The 25,803-nt window shown below is 71.1% G+C and carries 21 protein-coding genes and 1 pseudogene; 13 read left to right on the top strand and 9 right to left on the bottom strand.

The features are described from left to right. Window positions 1-45: 45 nt before the first annotated feature. Together RBJ65_RS25190 and RBJ65_RS25185 are read right to left on the bottom strand one after the other, a co-directional pair. The gene (locus RBJ65_RS25190; RefSeq protein WP_306318816.1) at window positions 46-2,055 is read right to left on the bottom strand and encodes an SMI1/KNR4 family protein; all 2,010 of its coding nucleotides are present in this window, start codon (window positions 2,053-2,055) and stop codon (window positions 46-48) included. A 158-nt stretch (window positions 2,056-2,213) separates the two neighbouring features. Beyond that, window positions 2,214-3,692 (bottom strand): MFS transporter, encoded by a 1,479-nt coding sequence (locus tag RBJ65_RS25185; RefSeq protein ID WP_306318815.1) that lies wholly within the window; start codon window positions 3,690-3,692, stop codon window positions 2,214-2,216. 83 nt (window positions 3,693-3,775) lie between these two features. Here RBJ65_RS25185 and RBJ65_RS25180 point away from each other — a divergent pair, with 83 nt between their 5' ends. Continuing rightward, on the top strand, window positions 3,776-4,342 hold the full coding sequence (locus RBJ65_RS25180) for a TetR/AcrR family transcriptional regulator (protein WP_306318814.1): 567 nt from the start codon (window positions 3,776-3,778) through the stop codon (window positions 4,340-4,342). Between the two features lie 203 nt (window positions 4,343-4,545). Here RBJ65_RS25180 and RBJ65_RS25175 read toward each other — a convergent pair whose 3' ends face one another. Together RBJ65_RS25175 and RBJ65_RS25170 are read right to left on the bottom strand one after the other, a co-directional pair. Next, the gene (locus RBJ65_RS25175) at window positions 4,546-5,400 is read right to left on the bottom strand and encodes a GNAT family N-acetyltransferase (protein WP_372341257.1); all 855 of its coding nucleotides are present in this window, start codon (window positions 5,398-5,400) and stop codon (window positions 4,546-4,548) included. Between the two features lie 174 nt (window positions 5,401-5,574). Beyond that, window positions 5,575-6,867, bottom strand: coding sequence for a PucR family transcriptional regulator (locus RBJ65_RS25170; protein ID WP_372341256.1), 1,293 nt, complete (start codon window positions 6,865-6,867; stop codon window positions 5,575-5,577). Window positions 6,868-7,045: 178 nt separating this feature from the next. Here RBJ65_RS25170 and RBJ65_RS25165 point away from each other — a divergent pair, with 178 nt between their 5' ends. Next, window positions 7,046-7,972, top strand: coding sequence for a proline dehydrogenase family protein (locus RBJ65_RS25165; RefSeq protein ID WP_306318811.1), 927 nt, complete (start codon window positions 7,046-7,048; stop codon window positions 7,970-7,972). A gap of 59 nt (window positions 7,973-8,031) precedes the next feature. Further along, the gene (pruA, locus tag RBJ65_RS25160) at window positions 8,032-9,669 is read left to right on the top strand and encodes an L-glutamate gamma-semialdehyde dehydrogenase (protein WP_306318810.1); all 1,638 of its coding nucleotides are present in this window, start codon (window positions 8,032-8,034) and stop codon (window positions 9,667-9,669) included. Window positions 9,670-9,823: 154 nt separating this feature from the next. Here the strand turns inward: pruA and RBJ65_RS25155 are convergent, their stop codons facing one another. Further along, window positions 9,824-10,750: an NADP-dependent oxidoreductase gene (locus RBJ65_RS25155; protein ID WP_306318809.1), complete on the bottom strand. Its 927-nt coding sequence runs from the start codon at window positions 10,748-10,750 to the stop codon at window positions 9,824-9,826. 337 nt (window positions 10,751-11,087) lie between these two features. On the opposite strand from RBJ65_RS25155, the gene RBJ65_RS25150 reads away from it, so the two are divergent. Further along, window positions 11,088-11,231 (top strand): hypothetical protein, encoded by a 144-nt coding sequence (locus RBJ65_RS25150; RefSeq protein WP_306318808.1) that lies wholly within the window; start codon window positions 11,088-11,090, stop codon window positions 11,229-11,231. A gap of 10 nt (window positions 11,232-11,241) precedes the next feature. Here the strand turns inward: RBJ65_RS25150 and RBJ65_RS25145 are convergent, their stop codons facing one another. Next, window positions 11,242-12,816, bottom strand: coding sequence for a metallophosphoesterase family protein (locus tag RBJ65_RS25145; protein ID WP_306318807.1), 1,575 nt, complete (start codon window positions 12,814-12,816; stop codon window positions 11,242-11,244). Between the two features lie 151 nt (window positions 12,817-12,967). On the opposite strand from RBJ65_RS25145, the gene RBJ65_RS25140 reads away from it, so the two are divergent. The 7 genes from RBJ65_RS25140 to RBJ65_RS25110 all read left to right on the top strand — a co-directional run bounded on the left by RBJ65_RS25140 (window position 12,968) and on the right by RBJ65_RS25110 (window position 21,196). Next, window positions 12,968-14,020, top strand: a complete 1,053-nt coding sequence (locus RBJ65_RS25140; protein ID WP_306318806.1) for a 3-isopropylmalate dehydrogenase — start codon at window positions 12,968-12,970, stop codon at window positions 14,018-14,020. A gap of 279 nt (window positions 14,021-14,299) precedes the next feature. Continuing rightward, entirely contained in the window at window positions 14,300-15,397 is a 1,098-nt protein-coding gene (locus RBJ65_RS25135; RefSeq protein ID WP_306318805.1) for a branched-chain amino acid aminotransferase, read from the top strand. A gap of 228 nt (window positions 15,398-15,625) precedes the next feature. Next, a complete protein-coding gene (ureA, locus tag RBJ65_RS25130; RefSeq protein WP_306318804.1) occupies window positions 15,626-16,396 on the top strand; it encodes an urease subunit gamma in 771 nt (256 codons plus the stop codon). After that, window positions 16,393-18,105 carry an urease subunit alpha gene (locus RBJ65_RS25125; RefSeq protein ID WP_306318803.1) on the top strand — a complete coding sequence of 571 codons (1,713 nt, stop codon included), beginning with the start codon at window positions 16,393-16,395 and terminating at the stop codon, window positions 18,103-18,105. Before ureA ends, RBJ65_RS25125 begins: the two co-directional genes overlap by 4 nt. Window positions 18,106-18,145: 40 nt before the next feature. Continuing rightward, window positions 18,146-19,180, top strand: a complete 1,035-nt coding sequence (locus RBJ65_RS25120; protein ID WP_306318802.1) for an agmatine/peptidylarginine deiminase — start codon at window positions 18,146-18,148, stop codon at window positions 19,178-19,180. A gap of 66 nt (window positions 19,181-19,246) precedes the next feature. After that, the gene (locus tag RBJ65_RS25115; protein WP_372341266.1) at window positions 19,247-19,795 is read left to right on the top strand and encodes a TetR/AcrR family transcriptional regulator; all 549 of its coding nucleotides are present in this window, start codon (window positions 19,247-19,249) and stop codon (window positions 19,793-19,795) included. A gap of 144 nt (window positions 19,796-19,939) precedes the next feature. After that, a complete protein-coding gene (locus RBJ65_RS25110) occupies window positions 19,940-21,196 on the top strand; it encodes a hypothetical protein (protein WP_306318800.1) in 1,257 nt (418 codons plus the stop codon). A gap of 42 nt (window positions 21,197-21,238) precedes the next feature. Here RBJ65_RS25110 and RBJ65_RS25105 read toward each other — a convergent pair whose 3' ends face one another. The 3 genes and pseudogenes from RBJ65_RS25105 to RBJ65_RS25095 all read right to left on the bottom strand — a co-directional run bounded on the left by RBJ65_RS25105 (window position 21,239) and on the right by RBJ65_RS25095 (window position 23,847). Further along, complete coding sequence (locus tag RBJ65_RS25105) at window positions 21,239-22,129, bottom strand: biotin-dependent carboxyltransferase family protein (protein ID WP_306318916.1); 891 nt, start codon at window positions 22,127-22,129, stop codon at window positions 21,239-21,241. Between the two features lie 381 nt (window positions 22,130-22,510). Next, window positions 22,511-23,074: pseudogene (locus RBJ65_RS25100) on the bottom strand (carboxyltransferase domain-containing protein); the annotation flags it as partial. A gap of 20 nt (window positions 23,075-23,094) precedes the next feature. Then, entirely contained in the window at window positions 23,095-23,847 is a 753-nt protein-coding gene (locus tag RBJ65_RS25095) for a LamB/YcsF family protein (RefSeq protein WP_306318915.1), read from the bottom strand. Between the two features lie 193 nt (window positions 23,848-24,040). On the opposite strand from RBJ65_RS25095, the gene RBJ65_RS25090 reads away from it, so the two are divergent. After that, entirely contained in the window at window positions 24,041-24,796 is a 756-nt protein-coding gene (locus RBJ65_RS25090) for a DUF969 domain-containing protein (protein WP_306318799.1), read from the top strand. Continuing rightward, a complete protein-coding gene (locus tag RBJ65_RS25085; RefSeq protein ID WP_306318798.1) occupies window positions 24,793-25,752 on the top strand; it encodes a DUF979 domain-containing protein in 960 nt (319 codons plus the stop codon). The genes RBJ65_RS25090 and RBJ65_RS25085 overlap by 4 nt, the downstream gene beginning before the upstream one ends. The last annotated feature ends 51 nt before the right edge of the window (window positions 25,753-25,803 follow it).

The following is a 25,803-nucleotide window of genomic DNA, read 5'->3' as shown; positions in this document are numbered from 1 at the left end:
GGGGAAGCCGACCGCACCGCCCATGGGGGAAGCCGGCTGCACCGCTCACCGGGGAGACCCGGACGCGTTGCCCTTCGCCGAGCCGCCGTTGCGGTGGCGGACGAAGGCGAGGCTGGCGTAGGACTCGCCGGGAGCGGGTGGGCGGATCCAGGGGGCCGCCTCGAACGAGTGGAGCCGTCCTGCGGTCAGTGCGAGCCGGGGCAGGCTCACCCCGTACAGGCCGGCCAACGCGTCCAGGGCGCGGACCACCGCGGCCAGCTGCGCCTCCTCGTCGAGGTCGGAGCCGAAGCCGAGCCGTTCCGGGGACAGTTCGGCGGGTATCGCGCCGGAGCGGGAGTCGACGTCGCCGCTGGTCGCCGTGAAGCCGTAGAGTGGGGCGCCGTCCTGGGCCACCGACAGGTGGAACGTCACCCGGTCCCAGCGCCGCCCGCACCACACCACGATCGCCCGGCGGCCGTCGGCCGAGGCAGGGACGGCGGGGGAGGCGAACCGCTTGGCGATGTACGAGGCCACGGGGTCGTCGTCGAGGCCGAAACTCCAGTCCGGCCGACCGGCCCGCCCCACCCGCAGCAGCACCATGTCGTCGTCCGACGTGAAGGACCGCTGGCCGGGGCGGTGGTGGCGGGGGACGTCCCAGCCGCGCAGCGGTGGTGCGAGGGCTGTGTCGGGGGAGGCGCCGAGCAGCGCGGGCAGGTCGTCAGGGGCGGCGCCCTCGACGAGGACGAACCGTACGTCGTGGGGCTGGTTCGGCCGGAGGCCGGGGCGTATCACCCAGGAGAGGCCGTCGGGCTCCGGCTCCGGGGCGGGTTCCGTGGCCGGTCCCTGCTGCTCGTCGCCGCGCGGGGTGGCCAGCAGTTCCAGGCGCCGCTCGGGCGTGAGCACGGTGGCGAGGAGCGGGTCGGCGAGCAGGCCGAGCGGGACCAGCTGGTCCGGGCCGAGCGGCCGCCACGAGGGCAGCGCGTCGAGGAGCAGCCGCCAGGCCGTGTTCGTATCGCCCCAACGGGCCGCTTCCCGCGCCTCGTTCACCGACTCGCCGAAGGCGCCGCCGGGACGGTACGCGTACGAGCCCTCGCGCATCTCGCGGAGTATCCCGGCGGCGGCCTCGGCGGTGTCGGGGTAGGCCTCGGGGTCGGCGTGCCGCCAGGGGAGACCGTCGGAGACGCGGTTGCGGACGAGTTCGGCGGCGGCCAGCGGCAGCAGATCGGTGAGGTAGCCGGGGTCGGAGGGGAGCGTGGGCACTCCCGGGCCGCCGCCCCCGCCGCGCACCGTTTCGAGCTGGCGCAGCATCGACGCCGCTCCCGGCCGCCCGTACTCCGCCGCCTCCCGGAGCAGTTCCGCCGCCTCCTCGTGCCGCCCCCGCAGCGCGGCCGTACGCGCGCGGTCCACGGCGGCGTCCTGGGCGCGGGTCGTGTCGTTGACGAACGGGTCCTCGTCCTCGCGGCCGGCGTCCTCGCCGTCGGCGTCGTCCCGCTCGGCGGCGAACCGGTGGAACTCCTGGTGCATGGCGACCATGAAGTCCGCGAACGACGGGTACCTGTCGGGGTCTTCGGCCCGCCAGTGCGCCCACGTGCGCACCGCCCATTCGCCGTCCGGGCCCACGTCCTCCGGGTCGAGCAGGACGATGACGGCGTCCGATTCGACGTCCAGTTGCAGGCCGCGGGACCAGAGGCCGACCTGGGCGCGGACCTCGGGCGGGTTCGCGTTGTCGGCCCAGTACATGTCGAACTCGGCGCCGAGCCCCATCTCGTCCTCGTGCCAGCGCGCGTGCTCGGTGCCGGCGAGGCGCCACACGAAGTACCCCGCGCGCCGCCAGCCGTCGCTCACCCGCAGGAACTCCCGGTAGGACGGCGGGAGTTCACGCCCCAGTCGCCGCTCAAGCGCGGTGATCCGCTCCTCGGACGCCGGATCGAAGCCGAGCCACCGGTCGTGCATCGACTCCTCGTCCTCCTCCGACAGCACGTCCGCGTCGAGCCGCGCCTCGCTCTGCGCGTCGGCCCACTCCGCGCTCCACCGCCCGAGGAACCGCCGCCAGTCGAAAGGCACCCCGTCGGCCATCCCGTCAGCTGTCCCGTCAGCTGTCCCGTCAGCTGTTCCGTCAGCTGTTCCGTCAGCAGTCCCGCCAGTCGTCTCGTCCATGACCGTGATACTGGCACCCGCCACTGACAATCTCCCTGACTACGGGCTGGCCTGCGGTGATCCGCCAATTGCCGCTGTCATCCGACCGGTTCGGCCGCGGGCGCGCCCACCGTCGGCGCCGTCTCGTCCGGCCGTGTCCGCAGCAGCCGTACGGCGAGCAGCGCGCCCACCAGTAGCACGGCGATCCCGGTGTACGAGGCCCAGGCCATGCCGTCCACGAACGCCGCGCGGGCGGCGTCGACCAGGCCGGGCACGGCGACCGCCTCGCCGAGAGTCTCCGGCGCCCCGGCGGGCAGGCCCGCCGTGAAGGCCGCGGTGCCGACCGAGCCGAGCACCGCCATGCCGAGCGCGCCGCCGAACTCCTGCCCGGTCTCCAGGAGCGAGCCCGCCGTGCTGGCCTTGTCGGCGGGCGCGGTGCCCAGCGCCAGATCGGTGACGATCGAGGAGACCGTGACCACGCCGCTGCCGATGAGGGCGGCCCCGCCGAGGACGAGCGCCAGGGAGTCCGTCCCGGCGACGGCCATCGCCGCGAACCCGGCCGCCGCGATCAGGAACCCGGAGGCGGCGACGTACCGCTTCTCGACACGCTGCGCGGTCGTGGCCGCGAGCGGGGCGACGCCACCGATGAGCAGGGACGGCGCGAGCGACCAGAGGGCCGCCTTCAACGGGTCGTAGCCGAGCACCGATTGCAGGTACTGCGTGGTGAAGAACGCCGAGCCCATCATGGCGAACATGACGAGCGTGTTGAGCGTGACGCCCACCGCGTAGAGCCGGTGCGTGAACAGCGAGCGGCTGAGCATCGCGTACGGGACCGTCCGCTGGCGTCGTACGAACAGTGCGCCGAAGACGAGCCCGGCGGCCACGAACAGCAGGTAGCGCGCCGCGAAGCCCTCGGCGGAAATCTCCTTGAGGCCGTAGACGGCGGGCAGCACGGTCGCCATCGACAGCGGCACCGACAACAGGTCGAAGCGGGCCGGGGGGTTGGGGTCCCGGCTCTCCGGGATGAGGAACGGGCCGACCAGCAGGAGCAGCAGCATCGCGGGCACGTTCACCAGGAAGACCGAGCCCCACCAGAAGTGCTCCAGCAGGAACCCCGACATCACCGAGCCGAGCGCCACGCCCCCGGCCATCGCGCCGGACCAGATGCCGATGGCCTTGGCGCGCTGGGCGGCGTCCGTGAACAGCGTGCGGACGATGCCGAGCGTGGACGGCATCAGCGTCGCCCCGCCCACCCCGAGCAGCGCACGGGCCGCGATCAGCGCTTCGGCGCTCGGCGCGTACGCCGCGAGGACGGAGGCCGCGCCGAAGGCGGCGGCGCCGAACAGGAGCAGCTTGCGGCGGCCGATGCGGTCGCCGAGCGACCCCATGGTCAGCAGCAGGCCGGCCAGTACGAAGCCGTAGATGTCGAAGATCCAGAGCTGCTCGGTGGCGGTGGTGCGCAGTTCCTGGCTGATCTCCGGGATCGCGAAGTAGAGCACGGAGACGTCCATCGAGACCAGGAGCAGCGGAAGCGTCAGGACGGCGAAGCCCGTCCAGGGGTTCGTCTTCGGTGTCATGAGAAGGACTGTACGGCTGTCTTATACGGTTGTCTAGAACGGTTGTATAAGACGGGCGTCTAAAGCCTGGGTAGGGTGGGCGCATGGGACACCGTGAGGATCTGCTCGAAGGCGCCAAGCGCTGCCTGCTGGAGAAGGGGTTCGTGCGCACGACGGCGCGCGACATCGTCAAGGAGTCCGGCGCGAACCTGGCGTCGATCGGCTACCACTACGGGTCGAAGGACGCGCTCCTCGCGCAGGCCTATCTCGAACTCGTCGACGGAGCCGCCGATGTCTTCGACGCGGGCGCCCTCACGACCCCGCCCGGCTCCCTGGAGCGCTTCCAGGAGGTGTGGACCAACGTCATCGAGAGCCTCGGCAAGCCCGGCTCCATGTGGCACCTGGGCCTGGAACTCGCGGTGGTGGGCGACAAGTTGCCCGCCGTGCGCGAGATCGTGGCGAAGGCGCAGAGCGAGGGCGGGCGCGGGGTCATCCCCGCGTTCATGGGCGGCGAGGAGCCGCCCGCCGACCACCCCAGCGTCGACACGCTCGGCAAGCTCTACATGACGTTGATGGCCGGGCTCATCGCCGAGTACATGCTCGACCCGGAGAGCGCGCCCAGCGCCGAGGAGCTCACCGAAGGGCTGCGCCGCATCATCACCGCGTTGTAGGTTCCTCTTGATCGTTAGCACTGGCTCCTGCGGAAACGTTGGAATCCGCGCGTGACGCGCAGTGCGCGTGAGGGCGGTTCGTGCGCAATCCGGGGATGGAGTCCGCTCCTTGTGGTCACGGTGAGTTGCCATCGGGCAATCTCGGTGAGTGCTGGGAGTGGACGTTGCTCAGTGCTTCGAACGCCTCGGATGTGCGGACCTAGCTAGGATCGCGCGGGTTGGTTCGCGATCAGAAGGGTGCTGTCGGCGGGGCGGAAGCCCAGGCGTGTGTATATGCGTACGACGGCGTCTTCTGCATAAGCGAGGAAGACGGTGCTCACCCCGTGGTCGCGAGCGTGGTTGACCAGGGCTGTGGTGATGGCTGCTGCCAGGCCCTGACGGCGGGCGGTGGGGAGGGTGCCGATGCCGCCGATCTCGGTGGTGCCGTTCGCGGGGTGGTAGTGGCCGACGGCCAGCGGGGTGCCGTCAGGGTCAAGGGCAGCGATGATCGTCTTGTGCCCGGCGCGGATCGCGGGGCGGATCGCTGTCACGGTGCCGTCCTTGGTCAGCTCGTCGGCTACCACTGACAGCTCTTTGCGGCCCGCTGATCCGACGGCGGTGCCCTGCTCGGCGAAAGCAAGGCGGGGCAGGGCGAGGACTGCCGGCAGTGCGGGGTCGTCGGCCGCCAGCACGCGGAGTTTCACGCCGTCCGGCACCGGTCTTTGAGTGGGCGGGTGGTGTGGATCGAGGGCCATCAGTGGACGTTCCGCTACTGGCAGGCCGGCGGCCTCGATACGATCCCGCAGGCCCGGCGCGATCTCGGCCAGCCACTCGAACGCCTCTGGAACGCCGAGTTCGCGCTGCCGCGACCGCACCCGGGCGATGTCGGCGGCGGTTACGGCCGAGGCTCCCTCCGCGGTGGGTTGGGCATGCCCGGGGCCGCCGTAATACGGGGCGCCTGGTTGTCTTCGCACGAACAGCCGTAACGGTCCGAAGTCTTCGGCATCGGCGAACAGCAGGGGCACGGTGGCGTAGTACTGCTCGACGCGGGCACGCAGCGAGTTGCTCATGCGCGGCATCCCACCATGGGACGGCGTCGCATCGCATTCGAGATTCGGCGCCGTCAGCCGTTCAGGGATCGCGGTGAGTGGTTGTCGAGCCGGGAGAGGAGACGAGTGGCTTCGTCGAGGAAGCGGCGACCGGCGGAGATGTCCACTGACCGTAGTCGTTGTCAACGGGATCGCGGAGACGCGTCACAGGCGTGACGCCTTCAGCCCCATGTGCAGCAACAGCCGGTCCTCGCCCTCGTCCAGGTCGAGGCCCGTGAGCTGTTCCACGCGCGACAGGCGGTAGTACAGCGTCTGGCGGTGGATGCCGAGGGCCGCCGCCGTGCGGCCCGCCTGGCCCGCGCAGTCGAGGAACGCCTCGGCGGTGCGCGCCAGTTGGCGGTGGGCGGGGGAGAGCAGCGGGGCCACCACCGGGTCGTGCGCCGCCTCCGCCGGGAGCGCGGTGAGCAGCCGGTACGGGCCGATCGAGGACCACTGCGCGTCCGGGCCGAGGCGCGGGTCGGCCAGCGCCGCGCGGGCCGCCGCCGTCGCCTCTTGCCAGGCCGCCGCCAGTTCGGCGAGATCGTCACGCGGGGCGCCGACCCCCGCCGCCACGCCACCGTCAACGCCACCGGCACTGCCATGGCCACCGCCACCGCCACCGTCACCGGCACCGCCACGGCCACGGCCACCGTCACCGCCACCGGCACGGCCACCGTCACCCGCACCGCCACCGGCCCGCGCGCGCAGCTTCCCCGCCGCCGTCAGCGCCGGCAGCAACGCCTCCCGCGACCGCAGCCGCACCAGCAGCGCCAGGCACTGCCCCGTCGCCCCCCACGGCACCGTGCACAGCGCGTCCGCCGCGGGAACCGTGCGCAGGGAGGGCGCGTCGTCCGGGTCCGCCGAAGGCCAGGGCGCGACGCAGACCACCGTGTGCAGGCCCTGTGCCCGGCTGCCGAGCGCCGTACGCAGCGCCGCCACCGCCATGTCCCGCTGCCAGCCCCGCTCCGCCGTCAGCACGGAGTGGAACTCGCGGGTCAGGTCCGCGCCCGCCTGCGCCTCGTCGGCGAGCTGCGCGCCGATCCGGCCCGCCACCTCCATCGCCGCATCAAGCTGCTCCGACGTGGGACCCGGATCGTCGTCGAGCAGCCATACGTAGCCGAGGACGAAGCCGTGATGGCGTACGGGAAGGCAGATGCGGCCGCGGTGGACGCCCGCCTCCGGGGTCGCCGGGATACGGACCGGTTCCTTGGCGCTCGTGATGCCGAAGCCCTCGAACCAGGAGCGGACCGCCGAGGTCGAGCCGCGCGTCAGGATCGAGCGGGTGCGCACCGGATCGAGCGCCGTCTCGTCGAACTCCGTGTCGCCGCCGGTGACCTGGGCCCCGAACGCGATGAGTCGGAAGTCCCGGTTCTCCAGGGTCGCAGGGGCCCCGAGCAGCGCCGAGATCTCGTCGACGAGGTCCTGGTAGTCACCTTTCACCCCGCCATTCTCACCCATCCCGGCCCTGTCCCACGGGCCCCGTCATACAGATGTCTGAGGCGGCGGCCACAGATGCGTGACAGCTGTCGATGGCACAGGATCGGAGGGATCCTTAGATTTCACGGTGGTTCCGCGTGCCGTTACCGCTTTGCGGTGTTACGGCCCCTTTACAACTCACGCTTCGTGGAGGTGCCCCGTGCTGGCTCCAGTGATTCTCGCCGCGTCGCGCAGCGACAAGATGCGCGCCTTTGTGTCGGCGGCGCCGGGCACGAAGCAGGTCGTCGACCGCTTCATCGCCGGCGAGTCGGTCGACCAGGTCGTGCCGATCATCGAGGACGCCGCCGCCAAGGGCCTGGAGGTCACGCTCGACGTCGTCGGTGAGGACATCACCACCGTCGAGCAGTCGCACGCCGCGCGGGACGCCTACCTCCAGCTCATCGAGCGCCTGAAGGAGCTGGGCCTCGGCACGAAGGCCGAGATGTCGGTGAAGCTGTCGATGTTCGGCCAGGCCCTTGACGGCGGCCACGAGCTCGCGCTCGCCAACGTACGACCGGTCGTCGAGGCCGCCGCCGCCATCGGCACCACCGTCACCCTCGACGCCGAGGACCACACCACCCTCGACTCGATGTTCGCCATCCACGAGGAGCTGCGGAAGGACCACCCGCAGACCGGCTGCGTCATCCAGGCCTACCTCTTCCGCACCGAGGACGACGCCCGCCGCCTCGCCGCCGCAGGCAGCCGCGTACGCATCGTCAAGGGCGCCTACAAGGAGCCCGCCGAGGTCGCGTACCAGGACAAGGCCGAGATCGACAAGGCGTACGTGCGGATCATGCGCATCCTCATGGAGGGCGCCGGGTACCCGATGATCGGGTCCCACGACCCGCGACTCGTCGCCATCGCGCAGGAGCTCGCCCGGCAGGCCGGGCGCAAGCTGGACGAGTACGAGTTCCAGATGCTGTACGGGATCCGCAGCGACGAGCAGCTGCGACTCGCCGCGGAGGGGCACCGGATGCGTGTCTACACCGCGTACGGCACCGACTGGTACGGATACTTCATGCGCCGCCTCGCGGAGAAGCCGGCCAACCTCCTCTTCTTCGCCCGCTCGGTCCTCACCAAGGGCTGACCCACCAAGCTTCCCGTTCCGTCCCCAACTCCCCGACCCCCCGAAGGAGATACGGACCCATGACCCTCGACGCCGTGACCCAGGTCCCCGCCCCGGTCAACGAGCCGGTGCACGGCTACGCCCCCGGTTCCCCGGAGCGCGCCCGCCTGGAGGTCAAGCTCAAGGAGCTGGCCGAGAACCCGATCGACCTGACCTGCACCATCGGTGGTGAGCGTCGGATGGGCGGTGGCGAGCGTTTCGACGTCGTGCAGCCGCACAACCACAAGTCCGTCATCGGTACGTACGCCAACGCCACCGAGCAGGACGCCCAGGACGCCATCGACGCGGCGCTGGCCGCCGCCCCGGCCTGGCGCGCGATGTCCTTCGACGACCGCGCCGCGATCATCCTGCGTGCCGCCGAACTCCTCTCGACCAAGTGGCGCGAGACCATGGCCGCCTCGACGATGCTCGGCCAGTCGAAGACCGCCCAGCAGGCCGAGATCGACACTCCCTGCGAGCTGATCGACTTCTGGCGCTTCAACGTCCACTACGCCCGCAACCTGCTCGCCGAGCAGCCGCCGGCGAACTCCACCGGCGTGTGGAACCGCATGGACCACCGCCCGCTGGAGGGCTTCGTCTACGCGATCACGCCGTTCAACTTCACGGCCATCGCGGGCAACCTGCCGACCGCGCCCGCGCTCATGGGCAACGTCGTCGTGTGGAAGCCGTCTCCGACGCAGACGCACGCCGCTGTGCTGCTGCTCCGGATGCTGGAGGAGGCCGGGCTGCCGAAGGGCGTCATCAACCTGGTGACGGGTGACGGTCTCGCCGTTTCGGAGGTCGCGCTCAACCACCGTGACCTCGCCGGTATTCACTTCACCGGTTCCACCAAGACCTTCCAGCACCTGTGGAAGACGGTCGGCACCAACATCGAGAAGTACCGCACCTACCCGCGGCTCGTCGGTGAGACCGGCGGCAAGGACTTCGTCGTCGCGCACCCGAGCGCGGACCGTGCGGTGCTGAAGACGGCGCTGACCCGTGGTGCCTTCGAGTTCCAGGGGCAGAAGTGCAGCGCCACCTCGCGCGCGTACATCCCCGCCTCCATCTGGAACTCCGGGTTCAAGGAGGAGTTCGCGGCCGAGGTCGACGGCATCAAGATGGGTGACGTCACCGACCTGTCGAACTTCATCGGCGCCCTCATCGACGACCGTGCCTTCGCCAAGAACAAGGCCGCGATCGACGCGGCGAAGGGCGACGCGTCCTGCACGATCGTCGCCGGTGGCGAGTACGACGACTCCGTCGGCTACTTCGTGCGTCCGACGGTCGTCGAGTGCGCGGACCCGGAGCACGACGTCTTCAAGACCGAGTACTTCGGCCCGTTCCTCGCCGTGCACGTCTACGAGGACGACAAGTACGAGGAGATGCTGGCGCAGATGGAGTCGGCGTCGGACTACGCGCTGACCGGCTCTGTCATCGCGAACGACCGTGAGGCGGCGGCTCTCACGATGGAGAAGCTCCGTTACGCGGCGGGCAACTTCTACATCAACGACAAGTCGACCGGGGCGGTTGTGGGGCAGCAGCCGTTCGGTGGTGGGCGTGCGTCCGGTACGTGTGACAAGGCGGGGGCGCCGCAGAACCTTATGCGGTGGACGTTGACCCGGGCGATCAAGGAGACGTTGGTGTCGCCGACGGATTACGTGTACCCGCACATGGGCTGACGCCCCTGCGGCGGTGCCGCCCCCGGTCGAGGTTTTCGCCTCGGTCGGGGGCGGTTCTGCGTGGGCCGGTCCTACGTCGCGGGGCTCTGCCCCGGACCCCGCTCCTCAATCGCCGGAGGGGCTCCAATGAGACGGGCTCCGCAATGCGGTCGGACTAATCGCTCACCGTTAGGACGATCTTGCCCTGGGTGCGGCCCGATGCGCTCAGTTCGTGGGCCTTGCCCGCCTCCTCCAGGGGGAGGACGGCCGAGACGTGGGGGCGGAGGCGGCCGGCGGCGAGGAGGGACGCGACCTTGCGGAGGGTGGCGCCCGAGGGTTGGACGGAGATGGGGGCGAAGCGGACGCCGCGGGCCTCGGCGTCCTCCTGGGTGACGCCGGGGTCGGCGAGGACCGCCGTGGCGAGGAGGCCGCCGGGGCGGAGGGTGACCAGGGTGCGGGGGCCGTAGTCGCCGCCGATCAGGTCGAAGGCCACGTCCACGTCGCGTAAGGAGTGGGCGAAGTCCGTGGTGGTGTAGTCGATGGGCTCGTCGACGCCGAGTTCGCGCAAGAAGTCGTGCTTGTCGGAGCGGGCGGTGGCGATGACGTACGCGCCTTCCGCCTTGGCGATCTGGACCGCCACGTGGCCGACGCCGCCCGCCGCCGCGTGGATCAGGACCCGGCGGCCGGGGCCGATCTGCCCGGTGTCGACGAGCGCCAGCCAGGAGGTGAGCGCGGCGGCCGGTACCGCTGCCGCGTGCACGTGGTCGACATTGCCCGGTTTCGGCGCGAGGTGTTCGGTGCGGATCACGACGTACTCGGCGTAGGCACCGCCCCGGATCATCGCGAACACCTCGTCGCCCGGCCGGAATTCGGTGACGTCCTGGCCCGCCGACTCGACGACCCCCGAGACGTCCCAGCCGAGCGTGAACGGCGGATCGCCGAAGAGCGGCGCGGCCCCGGTGCGCACCATCCGGTCCACCGGATTCACGCCCACCGCCCGCACCCGGACGAGCACCTCGCCCGCGAGCGGTTCGGGCCGCTCCACCTCCACCACTTCGAGCACCTCGGGTCCGCCGAAACGGCGCTGACTGATGACGCGCATGGTGGGACTCCTCCCCAGGGGCCCGCCGGGCCACCGCGGCCCGGGCGGGTACGGGACCCATCGTGGGGCGTGGACGGCGGCCACGCCATAAGGCCGTGCGCAGTGAGCCCCGTCTCAGATAGTAGGAAGTCCGAGTAATTGTGGAGACAGAAGCAGAGACCTGTCTTAGCTTTGTAGGAGCCGAACGTCTCGCCCGATCCGGCGAATGGCGGCCGCGAGCGGAGCACCTGGCAGGCAACCCCTGCGGCTCCCGCTTCCCGCCCTTCCGGCACCTCGAAATCCCCTTGCGCGCACGGCGCGCGAGGACTCCCACGGATTCTCAAGGAGTCGATCCCTCATGGCCACTGCGACGCCCGTCCGCCGCCGAGTCCGTCACGTCTCCCCGTCGAGCGAAGCCGACCGCCACGCCGCCAAGGTCGCGGCAGCCGCCCTCCAGCGCGCCCTGGACCGCAGGGACAACGGCGGCGTGACCGGTCACTGAGACCCCCTCTTTACCGCCGACCCCTCTTCACTTCGAAGTGGTCGATGCGCTCGCCGTTCTCGGTCAGCGCGGAGACCGTCATCCGGCCCTTCTCCACCTCCACCGCGAGGAACGAGAAACCGGTGTACCGCACCCGGGACCACTCCACGGTGTCCGGGTCGGGCAGGCGTGAACCGGTCCAGTGGAAGGTGACGATCGACTCGCGGTCGATCACGTTGCCCTCGTAGCTGTCCTTGACGCCGGGCCCGAAGCTGTAGAGGTCCTTGCCGGCGCCGCCCGCGGTGACATACACGATGCCGTCGCGCGTCGGATCGGTCGACGCGCCGACCGGCACCGGCTTGCCGACCTCTCCGTTGCCCGTGCCCTTGATCGCGTCCGTGCGCTCGTACACGTGGTTGTGCCCGTTGATCACCAGGTCCACCTGGTGCTTCGCGAACAGCGGCACCCACGCGTCGCGCACCCCGCCGTCCGAGGCGTGCGTGGCCGTCGAGTACGCGCAGTGGTGGAAGAAGACCACCAGGAAGTCGATGTCGTCCCGGGCGCGCAGTTCGGCGAGGCGCTTGTCCAGCCATGCCGTCTGCTTGCCGTCCGTGTAGCCCTTGTTGGCCGGGATCTCGTACGAGACGTCGTTCGCGTCGAGGGCGACCACGCCCACATTCCCGTACGTGAAGGAGTACACGCCGGGCGCGTTCTTCGCGTCGGGGCCGTTGTCCGGAAGGGACCAGCGGGCGTGCTGGCCGCCGTAGCCGTTGGGGGAGTACCAGGCCTCCATGTCGTGGTTGCCCGTCGTGATCATCCAGGGCACGGACTTCGCGACCGACTCCGTCTGCGCGAGGAACTGGTCCCACACCCGCGCGTCGTACGTGTCCGACTCCTTGCCGTGGCCGCTGCTGTCGGCGTAGCAGATGTCGCCGGCGTGCAGGTGGAAGGACGGGTTCTGGCCGAGGATCACCTGGTCGTTGGCGAGCGCCTCGTAGCTCACGCCCTGGTCGCCGAAGGCCGTGAAGACGAAGGGCTGTGGAGTGGCCGGTGCCGTGCGGAAGGTGCCGAGGGTGCCGATGCGCTCCGCGTCCGCCGGGTCGAAGCCGTCGTGGCCGACGCCGTAGTAGTACGTCGTGCCGGGGGTCAGGCCGTCGAGCGCCGCGTGCAGGTAGTGCTGCTCGGTCTCCGGGAGCTTCTTCGAGAGGGCGGGGGTGTGCAGGGCGCGGACCTCGGCCTCGATCTTCCGGCTCAGTTCCCAGGGCCTCAACCCCACCCGCAGATAAGGGTTCTTGACCGCGAACGGCACCTGCCACGAGATCCGCATCTGCGTCTTCGGGTCGGCGCCGAAGGCGAGGTGCCGGCCGAAGGGGGCGACGAGCGCGCCGTTCACGTGGGCGGCCGCCGCGCGCGTGGGGGCGGGTGCGGGGGCGGCGTACGCGCCGGTCGCCGAGGCGCCGCCGAGCAGGGTCGCCCCGCCGACGGTGGCCGCGGCTCCGGTGAGGGCGCGGCGCCTGCTGAACTTCGTACGGAGGTACTCGTGTTGCTCGGGCATGCTCATCCGCCGGGCGAGCTGTGGGGGGATGCCGACGTTGGGAGTGTCCATGACCGAAAACTTTCCAGTAACTTCCAACTCCCGCCAGACATAGGGGTGAACAAAGAGAGACGAAAACCGGGCTGTCCCGATCCTGTCCCGATCCTGTCCGGATGGTGGACGACGCGTGTCATCACATGGGACGGAGGGGTACGGTGCTGGCATGTCTCGCAGCATCAATCTCGCAGTGATCCCCGGTGACGGCATCGGCCAAGAGGTCGTGGCCCAGGGTCTCAAGGTCCTCTCCGCCGTCCTTCCGCAGGATGTGAAGCTGGAGACCGAGGAGTACGACTTCGGCGCGAAGCGCTACCACGCGACCGGTGAGACCCTCACCGACGCCGACGTCGACTCGCTGAAGAAGCACGACGCCATCCTGCTCGGCGCCATCGGTGACCCGTCGGTGCCGTCCGGCGTCCTGGAGCGGGGCTTCCTGCTCAAGCTCCGCTTCCTGTTCGACCACCACGTCAACCTGCGCCCCTCGAAGCTCCTTCCGGGTGTCTCGTCCCCGCTCGCCGGCGACCCCGAGATCGACTTCGTCGTCGTCCGCGAGGGCACCGAGGGCCCGTACACCGGCAACGGCGGCGCGATCCGCCAGGGCACCGAGCACGAGGTCGCCACCGAGGTCTCCGTCAACACGGCCTTCGGTGTGGAGCGCGTGGTCCGGGACGCCTTCGCCCGTGCGCAGGCCCGCCCCCGCAAGAAGCTCACGCTGGTCCACAAGAACAACGTGCTGGCCTTCGCGGGACACCTGTGGACGAACACGTTCAACAAGGTGGCCAAGGAGTTCCCCGAGGTCACCACGGACTACATCCACGTCGACGCGGCCATGATCTACCTGGTCACCGACCCGGCCCGGTTCGACGTCATCGTCACCGACAACCTCTTCGGCGACATCGTCACCGACCTCGCCGCGGCCGTCTCCGGCGGCATCGGCGTCGCGGCCTCCGGGAACATCAACCCGAGCCGTGAGTTCCCGTCCATGTTCGAGCCCGTGCACGGCTCGGCCCCGGACATCGCGGGCCAGGGCAAGGCCGACCCGAGCGCCACGGTCCTCTCGGTCGCCCTCCTCCTGCGCCACCTCGGCTTCGAGGCGGAGGCCGAGCGCGTCGAGGCCGCCGTCGCGGCGGACCTCGGCGAGCGCGGTGCCGGCAAGATCACAGCCCGTTCCACGGACGAGATCGGTGACGCCCTCGTCGCCCGAGTAGTAGCCGGCTGACCCGGCGCTCATTTCGTACTGCTGAATCAGCAGCCGCCGGGTCGCACACCGCGCCCGGCGGCTGTTCCTGTGCGGCCCCTGGGTGCGACCATCAACCCATGGGCCGCTTTCACGCACCCGTATCCGTCAGGTACTCACCGGGCCCGTTTCCGAGCACACCCCGCCCCGCGCGATAATCGAACGTGGGGCCGCGAAGTACGGTGAAGCTCGGACGTCCTAGTACGCGAGGTGCAGGCGTGAACGCGGTCCGTCACAACCAACGGTGAAGGACACGACACGATGACTACAACGTCGACGCCCACGATCGAGCTCAAGCCCACCTCCTCCCCGCTGGCCGCCGCGCGGCGCGAGGAGATCCTGGCCAACCCGGGGTTCGGCCGCCACTTCACCGACCACATGGTGACCGCCAAGTGGACCGAGGGGCGGGGCTGGCACGACGCCGAGCTCGTTCCCTACGGGCCGATCTCCCTCGACCCGTCCTCGCACGTGCTGCACTACGGCCAGGAGATCTTCGAGGGCCTCAAGGCCTACCGGCAGTCCGACGGCTCCGTCGCCGTCTTCCGCCCGGAGGCCAACGCGCGCCGCTTCCGCAACTCCGCGCGCCGCATGGCCATGGCCGAGCTGCCGGACGAGCTGTTCATCGGGGCGCTCGACGCGCTGCTGGCGCAGGACGCCGACTGGGTTCCGCCGCACGGCGGCGAGGCCGCGCTGTACCTGCGCCCGTTCATGTTCGCCTCGGAGGCCGCGCTGGGCGTCCACCCGGCCAACGAGTACACGTTCATGCTGATCGCGTCCCCGTCCGGCGCCTACTTCTCGGGCGGCGTCAAGCCGGTCACCATCTGGGTCGCCGAGGACCACGTCCGCGCCGTCCCCGGCGGCACCGGCGACGCCAAGACCGGCGGCAACTACGCGGCGTCCCTGCTGCCGCAGGCCGAGGCCGCCGCGCACGGCTGCGACCAGGTCGTCTACCTCGACGCGGTGACCCGCACCAAGGTCGAGGAGTCCGGCTCGATGAACGTCGCGTTCGTCTACGGCGACCGCATCGTCACGCCGTCGCTGACCGGCTCGATCCTGGAGGGCATCACCCGCGACTCGCTCCTCCAGGTCGCCCGCGACCTCGGCTACACCGCCGAGGAGGGCGTGATCACGCTTGAGCAGTGGCGCGCCGACGCCGCCTCCGGCGCGCTGACCGAGGTCTTCGCCTGCGGCACCGCCGCGGTCGTCACGCCCATCGGCCACGTCAAGACGAAGTCGGACGAGTGGACCCACGGCGACGGCAACCCCGGCGAGGTCACCCTGAAGCTCCGTGACGCGCTCCTGAACCTCCAGCGCGGCACGGCCGATGACACGCACGGCTGGATGCACAAGATCGGCTGATCCCGGCCAGGTCCTACGGCGAAGGCCCCGTTCCGCACGCGCGGAGCGGGGCCTTCGCCGTGTCCGTCGCGCGCCGCATGGCCGCACCGCCCGGCAGCCCTCCGCTAGATCAGCGCTCAATACGGCTTCCCGCTGTGGTGGCCGCCCTTCCGTTCTCCAGCGTCGATGAGGTTAGAGTGGCGTTCTAAGGACGATGAACGACCCCGTACGACGAGGAGGCGTGGCGGCGTGAGACTGACCCCCACGGAACGTGACCGGCTGCTGCTGTTCGGCGCCGCCGAGCTCGCGCGCGCCCGCAAGGCCCGCGGCCTGCGGCTCAATGTGCCCGAGGCGACCGCCCTGATCGCGGACACCGTCTGCGAGGCGGCCCGCGACGGGAAGCGGCTCGCGGAGGCGATCGAGGCGGCCCGGTCCGCGCTCGGGCCGGACGACGTGCTGCCGGGCGTCGCCGACGTGGTGACCGAGGTGCACGTGGAGGCGGTCTTCGACGACGGTTCGCGGCTCGCGGTGGTCTCCGACCCGATCGGAGCGGGCTCGTTGGCGGGGGACGCCCCCGGCGCCCTGCTTCCCGGCCCCGAACACCACGACCCCGAGGCCGAGTTGACGCTCACCGTCACCAACACGGCCACCGTGCCCGTCTCCGTCACCTCCCACTTCCACTTCTTCGAGGCCAACCCGCGCCTGGACTTCGTACGGGAGCAGGCGTACGGGATGCGGCTCGCGGTGCCCGCCGGGTCGTCCGTGCGGTTCGGGCCGGGTCAGACGCAGGACGTCGGGCTGCTGCCGATCGGCGGGGCCCGGATCGCGATCGGGTTCGCCGGGCTTGTGGACGGGCCGCTGGACGCGCCGGGCGCGAAGGACGAGGCGCTGCGCCGCGCCGCCGCGTGCGGATATCTGGGCGTACCCGCTGATTCCGCCGATGCCGACGGCTCCAGCGATTCCGCTGATTCCGTCGATTCCGTCGATTCCGTCGATTCCGCCGAGGAGGAGAACCGATGAGCCGCCCCGGAGGCCACCCCGCCGAAGCCCGCCGACTGACCCCGTACGAGTACGCGGGTACGCACGGCCCGCGCGCCGGTGACCGGGTCCGGCTCGGGGACTCGGGGCTCACCATCAAGGTCGAGTCCGACTCCCAGGCGTACGGGGACGAGTTCCTCGCCGGATTCGGGAAGACCGCGCGTGACGGGCTGCACCTCAAGGCCGCCGCCGTCCGCGACACCTGCGACATCGTGATCAGCAACGTCGTCGTGATCGACGCCGCGCTCGGGATCAGGAAGCTCTCCATCGGGATCCGCGAGGGCCGCATCCACGCCGTGGGGCGAGCAGGCAACCCGGACACGATGGACGGCGTGGACGTCGTGGTCGGTACCGGCACGACGATCGTGTCCGGCGAGGGCATGATCGCGACGGCCGGCGCCGTCGACACCCACGTACACCTGCTGTCGCCGCGCATCATGGAGGCCTCGCTCGCCTCCGGCGTCACGACGATCATCGGCCAGGAGTTCGGCCCGGTGTGGGGCGTCGGGGTCAACTCGCCGTGGGCGCTGAAGCACGCGTTCTCGGCGTTCGACGCGTGGCCGGTCAACATCGGCTTCCTGGGGCGGGGTTCGTCCTCGGACGGGGCGCCGCTGGTGGAGGCGCTCGCGGAGGGCGGGGCCTGCGGGTTCAAGGTGCACGAGGACATGGGCGCGCACACCCGCGCGCTCGACACGGCGCTGCGGGTCGCCGAGGAACACGACGTGCAGGTGGCCCTGCACAGTGATGGCCTGAACGAGTGCCTGTCGGTCGAGGACACCCTCAAGGTCCTCGAAGGCCGCACCATCCACGCCTTCCACATCGAGGGCTGCGGCGGCGGCCACGTACCGAACGTCCTGAAGATGGCGGGCGTCGAGAACGTCATCGGCTCCTCCACCAACCCCACCCTCCCCTTCGGCCGGGACGCGGTCGCCGAGCACTACGGCATGATCGTCTCCGTCCACGACCTGAAGACGGACCTCCCCGGCGACGCGGCCATGGCCCGCGACCGGATCCGCGCGGGCACGATGGGCGCCGAGGACGTGCTGCACGACCTCGGCGCCATCGGCATCACGTCGTCGGACGCGCAGGGCATGGGGCGTGCGGGCGAGACCGTGCGCCGTACGTTCGCGATGGCCGGGAAGATGAAGCACGAGCTCGGCGACCCGGGCGTCGGCCACGACAACGAGCGCGTCCTGCGCTACATGGCGAAGCTGACCATCAACCCCGCCATCGCGCACGGCCTCTCGCACGAGATCGGGTCGATCGAGCCCGGCAAGATGGCCGACATCGTGCTGTGGAGCCCCGAGTACTTCGGCGCGAAGCCGCAGCTCGTCCTGAAGTCCGGCTTCCCCGCGTACGGGGTGGTGGGCGACCCCAACGCCGCCACCGACACCTGCGAACCCCTCGTGCTCGGCCCGCAGTTCGGCGCGTACGGAGCCACGGCCGCCGAACTCTCGGTCGCCTTCGTCGCCCAGGCCGCCGTCGACGACGGCCACGACACGATGCCGACCCGCAGGCGCCGCGTCGCCGTGCGCGGCACGCGCGGCATCGGCCCGGCCGACCTGCGCCTCAACTCCCGTACGGGAGCGGTCGATGTGGACCAGCGCACGGGCCTGGTCACCCTCGACGGCGACCCGCTGCGGTCCGAACCGGCCGAGTCCGTCTCCCTCAACCGTCTCTACTTCCTCTAATTCCTCTACTTCCTCTAGTTCCTCTAAGGGGTCCTGACCCATGACCGCATACGAGATGCCGCCCGAGTGGGCCCCGCACGAGCGCACCTGGATGGCGTGGCCGAGCCCCAACCCGACGTTCGCGGACGACCGGGAGCTGGCCGACGCGCGCGGCGCCTGGGCGTCGGTCGCCAACGCCGTACGCGACTACGAGCCGGTGACCATGGTCGTAGGGCCTGGACAGCTCGACTCGGCGCGCGAACTCCTCGCCCCGGCCGTCGAGTTGGTCGAGCGGGAGCTCGACGACGCGTGGATGCGTGACATCGGGCCTACGTTCGTGAAGGCGCGCGAGACCGGTGAACTGGCCGCCGTGGACTGGACGTTCAACGGCTGGGGCGCCCAGAGCTGGGCGCGCTGGGAGCACGACGCGAAGATCGCGCGGCACGTCGCGGACCTCGCCGGCGTGCCCGCCCACTCGACGTCGCTCGTCAACGAGGGCGGCGGCATCCACGTCGACGGCGAGGGCACGGTGCTCCTCACGGAGACGGTGCAGCTCGACGAGGGCCGCAACAAGGGCTGGACGAAGGCGGAGGTCGAGGCCGAGATCCACGCCCGGATCGGCACGTCCAAGGCGATCTGGCTGCCGCGCGGACTCACCGCGGACTACGGCGAGTTCGGCACGCGCGGGCACGTCGACATCGTGGCGGCGTTCGCGGCTCCCGGCGTCGTCCTCGTCCACTCCCAACAGGACCCCGCGCACCCCGACTTCGAGGTCAGCCGCGAGATCATCGGGGTCCTCTCCGGGCAGACGGACGCGCAGGGCAGGCCGCTGGAGATCGTCGAGGTCCCGGCACCGACGGTCCTCACGGACGACGAGGACGGCGGCTGGGTCGACTACTCGTACATCAACCACTACCTCTGCAACGACGGCGTCGTGCTGTGCGGCTTCGACGACCCGAACGACGAGAAGGCCGCGGCGATCTTCCGCAGGCTCTTCCCGTCCCGCACGGTCACCCTCGTCGACGCCCGCACCATCTTCGCGGCCGGCGGCGGCATCCACTGCATTACGCAGCAGCAGCCGCGCGCGGGGGCCTGAGCGGTGACCGGGACGCAGCGGCGGCGCACCCCGGCGCCGCCGCGCGAGGACGTGCTCGCCGCGACCATGGCGATGATCGCCGAGCACGGCCTGGAGCGGCTGACCATGGCCGCGCTGGGCCGCGAGGTCGGCATGAGCAGCGGGCACCTCGCGTACCACTTCGGCAGCAAGGACGAGCTGCTGCTGCGTACGCTGGAGTGGAGCGAGGGCCGACTCGGCGCGCGGCGCCGGGAGTTGCTGGCGGGCGCGGCCGGAGTGCGCGAACGCCTCGACGCGTACGTCGATCTGTACGTGCCGGACGCGGCCCGCGATCCGCACTGGACGCTGTGGCTCGAAGTCTTCAACCGGTCACGGGCGTTCGGCGACGACGCGCGCGCCCGGCAGGCCGCCATCGAGGGCGCCTGGCACCGCGACCTCGTGGCGCTGCTCGCCGAAGGCATCTCGCGCGGCGAGTTCCGCCCCGTCGACCCGGACCGCTTCGCGACCCGGCTGCGGGCGCTGCTCGACGGCTTCTCGATCCATGTGGCCATCGGGCTGCGCGGGGTCGAACGGGCCCAAGTCCTCGTCCACGTACGGGAGTTCCTCGACGACGGGCTCGCGGTGAATGACGCCTGAGTGGTTGTCTCGGTTGTACGACAACCAACGGATTCCCCTGTTGTCGTCCGGTGCGCTTGTATCGGTGCGGGCCCCGGCGTCGGGCCGGGGCGCCCGTGCCGCACCGCGGCGCGCACACCACCGACACCACGGGGGATCCACCACATGCGTCGTTTCACCGTGCCCACTGTCCTCGCCGCGGCGGCGCTCGCGCTCGCCGCGGGTTCCGCGACCGCCGCGCCGCCCGCGCCACACACCGAACGGATCTCCGTCTCGGCCACGGGGGAGCAGGGCGACGCCGTCTCCCAAGCGCCGATCGTCAGCGCGAACGGCCGCTACGCCGCCTTCAGTTCGGCCGCGAGCAACCTCGTGCCCGACGACACCAACGGCACCTTCGACGTCTTCGTACGCGACCTGCGAACCGACACCATCGAACGCGTCAGCGTCGCCTCGGACGGCACGCCGGGCAGCGGAACCTCGCGCGTGGCGGCCATCAGCGGCAACGGCCGCTACGTAGTCTTCCGCTCCGACGCCCTGAACCTGGTGCCGGACGCCCCCGACGGGCCCTACGGGTCGTACGACGTCTACGTGCACGACCGCCGCACCGGCACCACCGAACTCGCCAGCGTTACCCCGGGCGGCGTGACCGCGCACGCCAACTGGACCGCCGACATCTCCGACGACGGCCGGTACGTCGCCTTCAACGCCTGGCCCGCCCCGATGGAGTCCGGCCCGCTCGGCAGCAACCCGGCCGTCTACCTCCACGACCGCGAGACGGGCACCACGGAGCGCGTCAGCAACCGCGAGCGCCCCACCTACGCCGCGTACGACTTCGACCTGAGCGGCAACGGCCGCCACCTCGCGTACAGCCAGAACGACGTCCGTTCCACCGCCGGTCTCACGTACGTCCGTGACCTGCGCACCGGCAGCGAGGAACAGGTCAACGTCACCCCGGAAGGCGCGCCCTCCGCGCGGTCCGCATCCGCGCCGCGCCTCTCCGCCAATGGCCGCACCGTCACGTTCGAGTCGCGGGCCACGGACCTGGTGCCCGGCAGCGAAGGCCCCTCCGCGACGCTGATCTACGTACGGAACCTGCGCACCGGCACCACGAGCCGCGTTCCGCACGACGGGGCGGGTGCCACCGGCGCCGGTGGCGCGGCCCTGAGCGCCGACGGGCGCCATCTCGCCTACTTGGTGTCGGCGTACGAGGGCGACAACGTGTACGTGCGGGACCTGCGCACCGGTGAGACCGTGCTGGCCAGCGTGACCGTGGACGGCGGTCCCGTCACCGACCACTCGTTCATTCTGGCCCCGTCGCTGGACGCTCACGGGCGCACGGTCGGGTTCAGCGGGTACTCCGCGCGATTCGTCCCCGGGGACACCAACGGTCAGTACGACGCGTTCGTGCGGCGCCTGCGGTAGGCGGCGTATTCGGTGGGCGCGCACCTTCGGTGGGCGCCGGCCTCAGGTGGTGACGAAGCGTACGGGGGTGCCCGGTGCCGCTTGAGCCGCCGCGGCCAGGGCCGTTTCGTGGACGACGGCGATCACCGGGTAGCCGCCGGTCGTCGGGTGGTCGTGCAGGAACACCACGGGCCGCCCGTCCGGCGGCACCTGCACGGCCCCGAGGACCATCCCCTCACTGGCCAACTCCCCGCCCAACTTCCGCTCGAGGGACGGTCCTTCGGTCCTCAGCCCAATGCGGTTGCTGTTGCCGGAGACGGTGTACGTGGCGGTGAGGAAGGTCCGTCGCGCCGTCTCCGTGAACCAGTCCTCGCGCGGCCCGAGCCGCACCGGCAGGACGAGTTCCGCCGGGGGAGCGGGCCACGGCGCCGCGACCGGCAGCGCGGTCGGCACGCCCGCCGCCGCGCCGACGGGCAACACGTCTCCGTCGCCCAGCGGTTCGGGCCCGAGCCCCGACAACAGATCGCCGGCCCGACTCCCGAGCACCGCGTCGGCGACGAACCCGCCGGCGACGGCGACGTAGGACCGCACGCCCGCACTGACCGCCCCGACGTCGAGGACGGCTCCGGCGGGTACGTGCACGGGGGCGCCCCAGGCCGCGGGCGCGCCGTCGACGGTGACCGGGCACGGCGCCCCGCCCACGACCACGGTGACCTCGCGGTCGGGGCGCAGCGCACACCCGGTGAGCGTGGTCTCCAGAACTGCGGCCTCCTCCGGATTCCCCACCAGCCGGTTCGCCATCCGCGACGCCCGCGCGTCCAGCGCGCCCGACCGCGGCACCCCCAGGTGGGCGTGCCCGATCCGCCCACCGTCCTGCACGGTGGTCAGCGCCCCACCCCGCACAACCCCCACCTTCCCTGCGGGGCTCCACCCCTGCTGTGCGGCACGGCCCACCGCCCCCGCCCCCGGCACGGCGGGGCTCCGCCCCACACCCCGCTGCTCAATCGCCGCAGGGGCTTGCTGTACCGCGCCGTCCTCAATGCCTGCCGTCCCGGTGCCCGGCACCGCGGGGCTCTGCCCCGCACCCCGCTGCTCAATCGCCGCAGGGGCTTGGTGTGCCGCGCCGTTTCTGTCAAGCCCTGGAGAGGATTGGGGTGCGGCGGACGGATCGAGCCCCGACCCATCAAGCCCCGCCGGCGATTGAGGCGCGGGGTGCGGTGCGGCGGAGCATTCAAGCCTCTGCGGCGATTGAGCAGCGGGGTCCGGGGCGGAGCCCCGTGGCGTCGGCCCCGTTGCGGCGAAACGGACACGGGTGCCGGGCGACAGCAACGCCGCCGGCTCCCGCAACGGATCCCACAACCCCCCGGGATCGCGCATCGTCCCGATCAACTGCCAACCCCCCGGCGTAGCCCTCGGATACACCGCCGAATACGCCCCGGCCACCGCAACCGCCCCCGCAGGGACCCGCGTTCGCGGAGTCGACCGCCTCGGCACGTGCAGCTCCTCCGGCAACCCGCTCAAGTACCCGAACCCCGGCGCGAACCCACAGAACGCCACCCGATACGTGTACGCCGCGTGCACCGCGCCCACCTCGTCCTCGGCCACCCCCCACATCCGCGCCACCTCGGCCAGGTCCGGCCCGTCGTACACGACAGGAATCGTCACCACGTCCCCGTCCTCCACCGCACCCAACGCCACATCCCACTCGCCCAGTTCGCGCGCCAGCGCCTCCGGCCGAGCCACCCCGTCGAGCAACACCGTCCGCGCCCCCGGCACGATCTCCCGCACCGGCGGCAGCACCCCCGCCCCCCGCCTGCGCAGCAACTCCGCGTGGAACGCCCCCGCGTGCTCGGCATCGCCGAACTCCACGAGCAACGCCTCCCGCCCGGCGACCCGCACCACAGGCTGCACCAGCGCGCTCACGCGAACGCCCCGACCTTGACCCCGGCCTCCTCCAACGCCACCCGCACCCGCGCAGCGATCGCCGCCGCCCCCGGCGTGTCACCGTGCACGCACAACGACCGCGCGCCGACGGCGACTTGGGACCCGTCGACCGCCTCGACCCCGCCGTCCACGGCGAACCCGACGGACCTGCGCACCACGGCATCCGCGTCCTCGACCACCGCCCCCGGCTCGCGGCGTGGCACGAGCGTGCCCTCGGGGGTGTAGGCGCGATCGGCGAAGGCCTCCCGCACCCCCTGGAGCCCTGCCTCCTCCGCGGCGCCCAGCAGTTCGGACCCGGGCAGCCCCAGCACCGGCAACCGCCCACCCGAGAGACGTACGCCCTCGACCACCGCACGCGCCTGCTCCGCGTCCCGGACGGTCCGGTTGTAGAGCGCCCCGTGCGGCTTCACATACGAGACCTCGGCCCCGGCCGCCTCCGCGAACACCCGCAACGCCCCGATCTGGTACGCCACTTCGGCCGCCAGCTCGTCCGACGGCACATCCATCGCGCGCCGCCCGAACCCGGCGAGGTCCCGGTACGAGACCTGCGCCCCGATGCGTACACCGCGTTCGGCGGCCAGGTCGCAGACCCGGCGCATCACGCTCGGATCGCCCGCGTGGAACCCGCAGGCGACGTTGGCGCTGGTCACCACGGAGAGCAGCGCTTCGTCGTCGGTGAGGGTCCACCGGCCGAAGCCCTCGCCGAGGTCGGCATTGAGGTCGATGATGTCCTGGATCACGCGCTCAAGGTAGAGGATCGTTCAACGATCCGACAAGGGTCAGGTTTCTGTCCACCTCACTGCCCGATGGCGGCCCGATGGACGTCCGAACTCCGGAACCTCTTGTCCGATCGTTGAACGATCCCCTAAGGTCCGTGCGTCCCTCATCCCAAAGTGCGTCCCTCATCGAAAAGGCCGCCGCATGATCGTTCTGCTCGGCGTGCTCGTGGTGATCCTCGGATTCGTCACGCGCCGCAATCCCGTTCTCGTGGTCGGCGTCGCCGGCATCGTCACCGGGCTGCTCGGCAAGATGGACCCGATGGCGATCCTCCGCGCCTTCGGCACCTCCTTCGCGGACAGCCGCTCCGTCACCGTCTTCGCCATCGTGCTCCCGGTGATCGGCCTCCTGGAGCGCTACGGGCTTCGCGAACAGGCCCGCACCCTCATCGGGAAACTCGGCAAGCTCAGCGCCGGCCGCTTCCTGACCGTGTACCTGCTGGTCCGCCAGGTCACCGCCGCCTTCGGCCTCAACAACCTCGGCGGCCCCGCCCAGGCGGTGCGCCCGCTCGTCGCCCCCATGGCGGAGGCCGCGGCCGAGCGCACCGCGGGGGCCAAGCTGCCGGACAAGCTGCGCGAGAAGGTGCGCTCCTACTCCGCGTCCGCCGACACCGTCGGTGTCTTCTTCGGCGAGGACTGCTTCATCGCGATCGGCTCGATCCTGCTGATCACCGGCTTCGTGAACTCGACGTACCACGAGCACCTCGAACCCACCCAACTCGCGCTGTGGGCCATCCCGTTGGCCGTCTGCGCCTTCGTCATCCACGGCGCGCGGCTGCTCCGCCTCGACAAGCAACTGGAGCGCGAGATGGCGCTCGCCGTCGCCGAACACGACATACCGCTGCCGAAGCAGACGCCGGGCGACGACTCCGGGAAGTCCGGTAAGGAGGCCACGAAGTGATCAAGGTCGAATGGCTCTACTGGCTGATCGGTTTCGTCTTCGTCGTCATGGCCGTGCAGATGGCGATGGACCGCAGCAACCCCAAGCGCTGGACCTCGGCCGCCTTCTGGGGCCTGCTCGGACTGACCTTCCCGTACGGCACCGGGGTCGCGGGCGGCTCGAAGGCGCTGCCCGCCGAACCGCTCGGCGTCGCCGTCCTCGCCCTCATCGTGCTGGCCGGGTTCAACTTCATCGGCAAGGGCGAACCGGTCACGACCACGCAGGAGCAGCGCGAGGAATCCGCGTCGCGGCTCGGCAACAAGCTCTTCATCCCGGCGCTCACCATCCCGCTCGTCGCCATCGTCTGCGCCTCCTTCCTCGACACCTCCGGCCTGTTCGAGAGCGGCCAGGCCACGCTGCTCGGGCTCGGCGTCGGCTGCGTCGCCGCGCTCGTCGTCGGCATGTTCGTGACCGGTGAGCGCAAGCTGTCCACCCCGATCCACTCCGGCCGCTCGATGCTGGAGGCGATGGGCGCGGCGCTGCTGCTGCCGCAGCTGCTCTCCGTACTCGGCTCGATCTTCGCGGCCGCCGGGGTCGGCACCCAGGTCGGCAGGATCACGGACGCGATGCTGCCGGACAACTCCAAGTACCTCGCCGTGATCGCGTACTGCGTCGGCATGTTCCTGTTCACCGTGATCATGGGCAACGCCTTCGCCGCGTTCCCCGTCATGACGGCGGCGATCGGCTGGCCGGTGCTCATCCAGCAGATGGGCGGCAACGACGTGGCCATCCTCGCGCTCGGCATGCTCGCGGGCTTCAGCGGCACGCTCGTCACGCCCATGGCCGCCAACTTCAACATCGTCCCGGCGACCCTGCTCGAACTGAAGGACCAGTACGGGCCGATCAAGGCACAGCTCCCGACGGGCTTCGCGCTCCTCGGCTGCAACATCGTGATCATGTCGCTCTTCGCGTTCTAGCTCCAGCTCCAGCTCCAGCTCTAGTTCCAGTTCCAGTTCCAGGAGGTCGAG

Source organism: Streptomyces sp. KL109B, from assembly GCF_030766935.1.
GTDB lineage: Bacteria > Actinomycetota > Actinomycetes > Streptomycetales > Streptomycetaceae > Streptomyces.
Note: the sequence above shows the minus strand (reverse complement) of the source record. Positions and strands in the feature narration are given on the sequence as shown.

What these genes read in the sequence shown, in the direction of transcription:
- RBJ65_RS25115 (WP_372341266.1), top strand. Translation starts at nt 19,247, where the DNA reads ATGGCGATGATCGCCGAGCACGGCCTGGAGCGGCTGACCATGGCCGCG.
- RBJ65_RS25180 (WP_306318814.1), top strand. Translation starts at nt 3,776, where the DNA reads ATGGGACACCGTGAGGATCTGCTCGAAGGCGCCAAGCGCTGCCTGCTG.
- RBJ65_RS25170 (WP_372341256.1), bottom strand. Translation starts at nt 6,867, where the DNA reads ATGGGTGAGAATGGCGGGGTGAAAGGTGACTACCAGGACCTCGTCGAC.
- RBJ65_RS25175 (WP_372341257.1), bottom strand. Translation starts at nt 5,400, where the DNA reads ATGCCGCGCATGAGCAACTCGCTGCGTGCCCGCGTCGAGCAGTACTAC.
- RBJ65_RS25135 (WP_306318805.1), top strand. Translation starts at nt 14,300, where the DNA reads ATGACTACAACGTCGACGCCCACGATCGAGCTCAAGCCCACCTCCTCC.
- RBJ65_RS25150 (WP_306318808.1), top strand. Translation starts at nt 11,088, where the DNA reads ATGGCCACTGCGACGCCCGTCCGCCGCCGAGTCCGTCACGTCTCCCCG.
- RBJ65_RS25090 (WP_306318799.1), top strand. Translation starts at nt 24,041, where the DNA reads ATGATCGTTCTGCTCGGCGTGCTCGTGGTGATCCTCGGATTCGTCACG.
- RBJ65_RS25185 (WP_306318815.1), bottom strand. Translation starts at nt 3,692, where the DNA reads ATGACACCGAAGACGAACCCCTGGACGGGCTTCGCCGTCCTGACGCTT.
- pruA (WP_306318810.1), top strand. Translation starts at nt 8,032, where the DNA reads ATGACCCTCGACGCCGTGACCCAGGTCCCCGCCCCGGTCAACGAGCCG.
- RBJ65_RS25190 (WP_306318816.1), bottom strand. Translation starts at nt 2,055, where the DNA reads ATGGCCGACGGGGTGCCTTTCGACTGGCGGCGGTTCCTCGGGCGGTGG.
- RBJ65_RS25155 (WP_306318809.1), bottom strand. Translation starts at nt 10,750, where the DNA reads ATGCGCGTCATCAGTCAGCGCCGTTTCGGCGGACCCGAGGTGCTCGAA.
- RBJ65_RS25110 (WP_306318800.1), top strand. Translation starts at nt 19,940, where the DNA reads ATGCGTCGTTTCACCGTGCCCACTGTCCTCGCCGCGGCGGCGCTCGCG.
- RBJ65_RS25145 (WP_306318807.1), bottom strand. Translation starts at nt 12,816, where the DNA reads ATGGACACTCCCAACGTCGGCATCCCCCCACAGCTCGCCCGGCGGATG.
- RBJ65_RS25125 (WP_306318803.1), top strand. Translation starts at nt 16,393, where the DNA reads ATGAGCCGCCCCGGAGGCCACCCCGCCGAAGCCCGCCGACTGACCCCG.
- RBJ65_RS25120 (WP_306318802.1), top strand. Translation starts at nt 18,146, where the DNA reads ATGACCGCATACGAGATGCCGCCCGAGTGGGCCCCGCACGAGCGCACC.
- RBJ65_RS25140 (WP_306318806.1), top strand. Translation starts at nt 12,968, where the DNA reads ATGTCTCGCAGCATCAATCTCGCAGTGATCCCCGGTGACGGCATCGGC.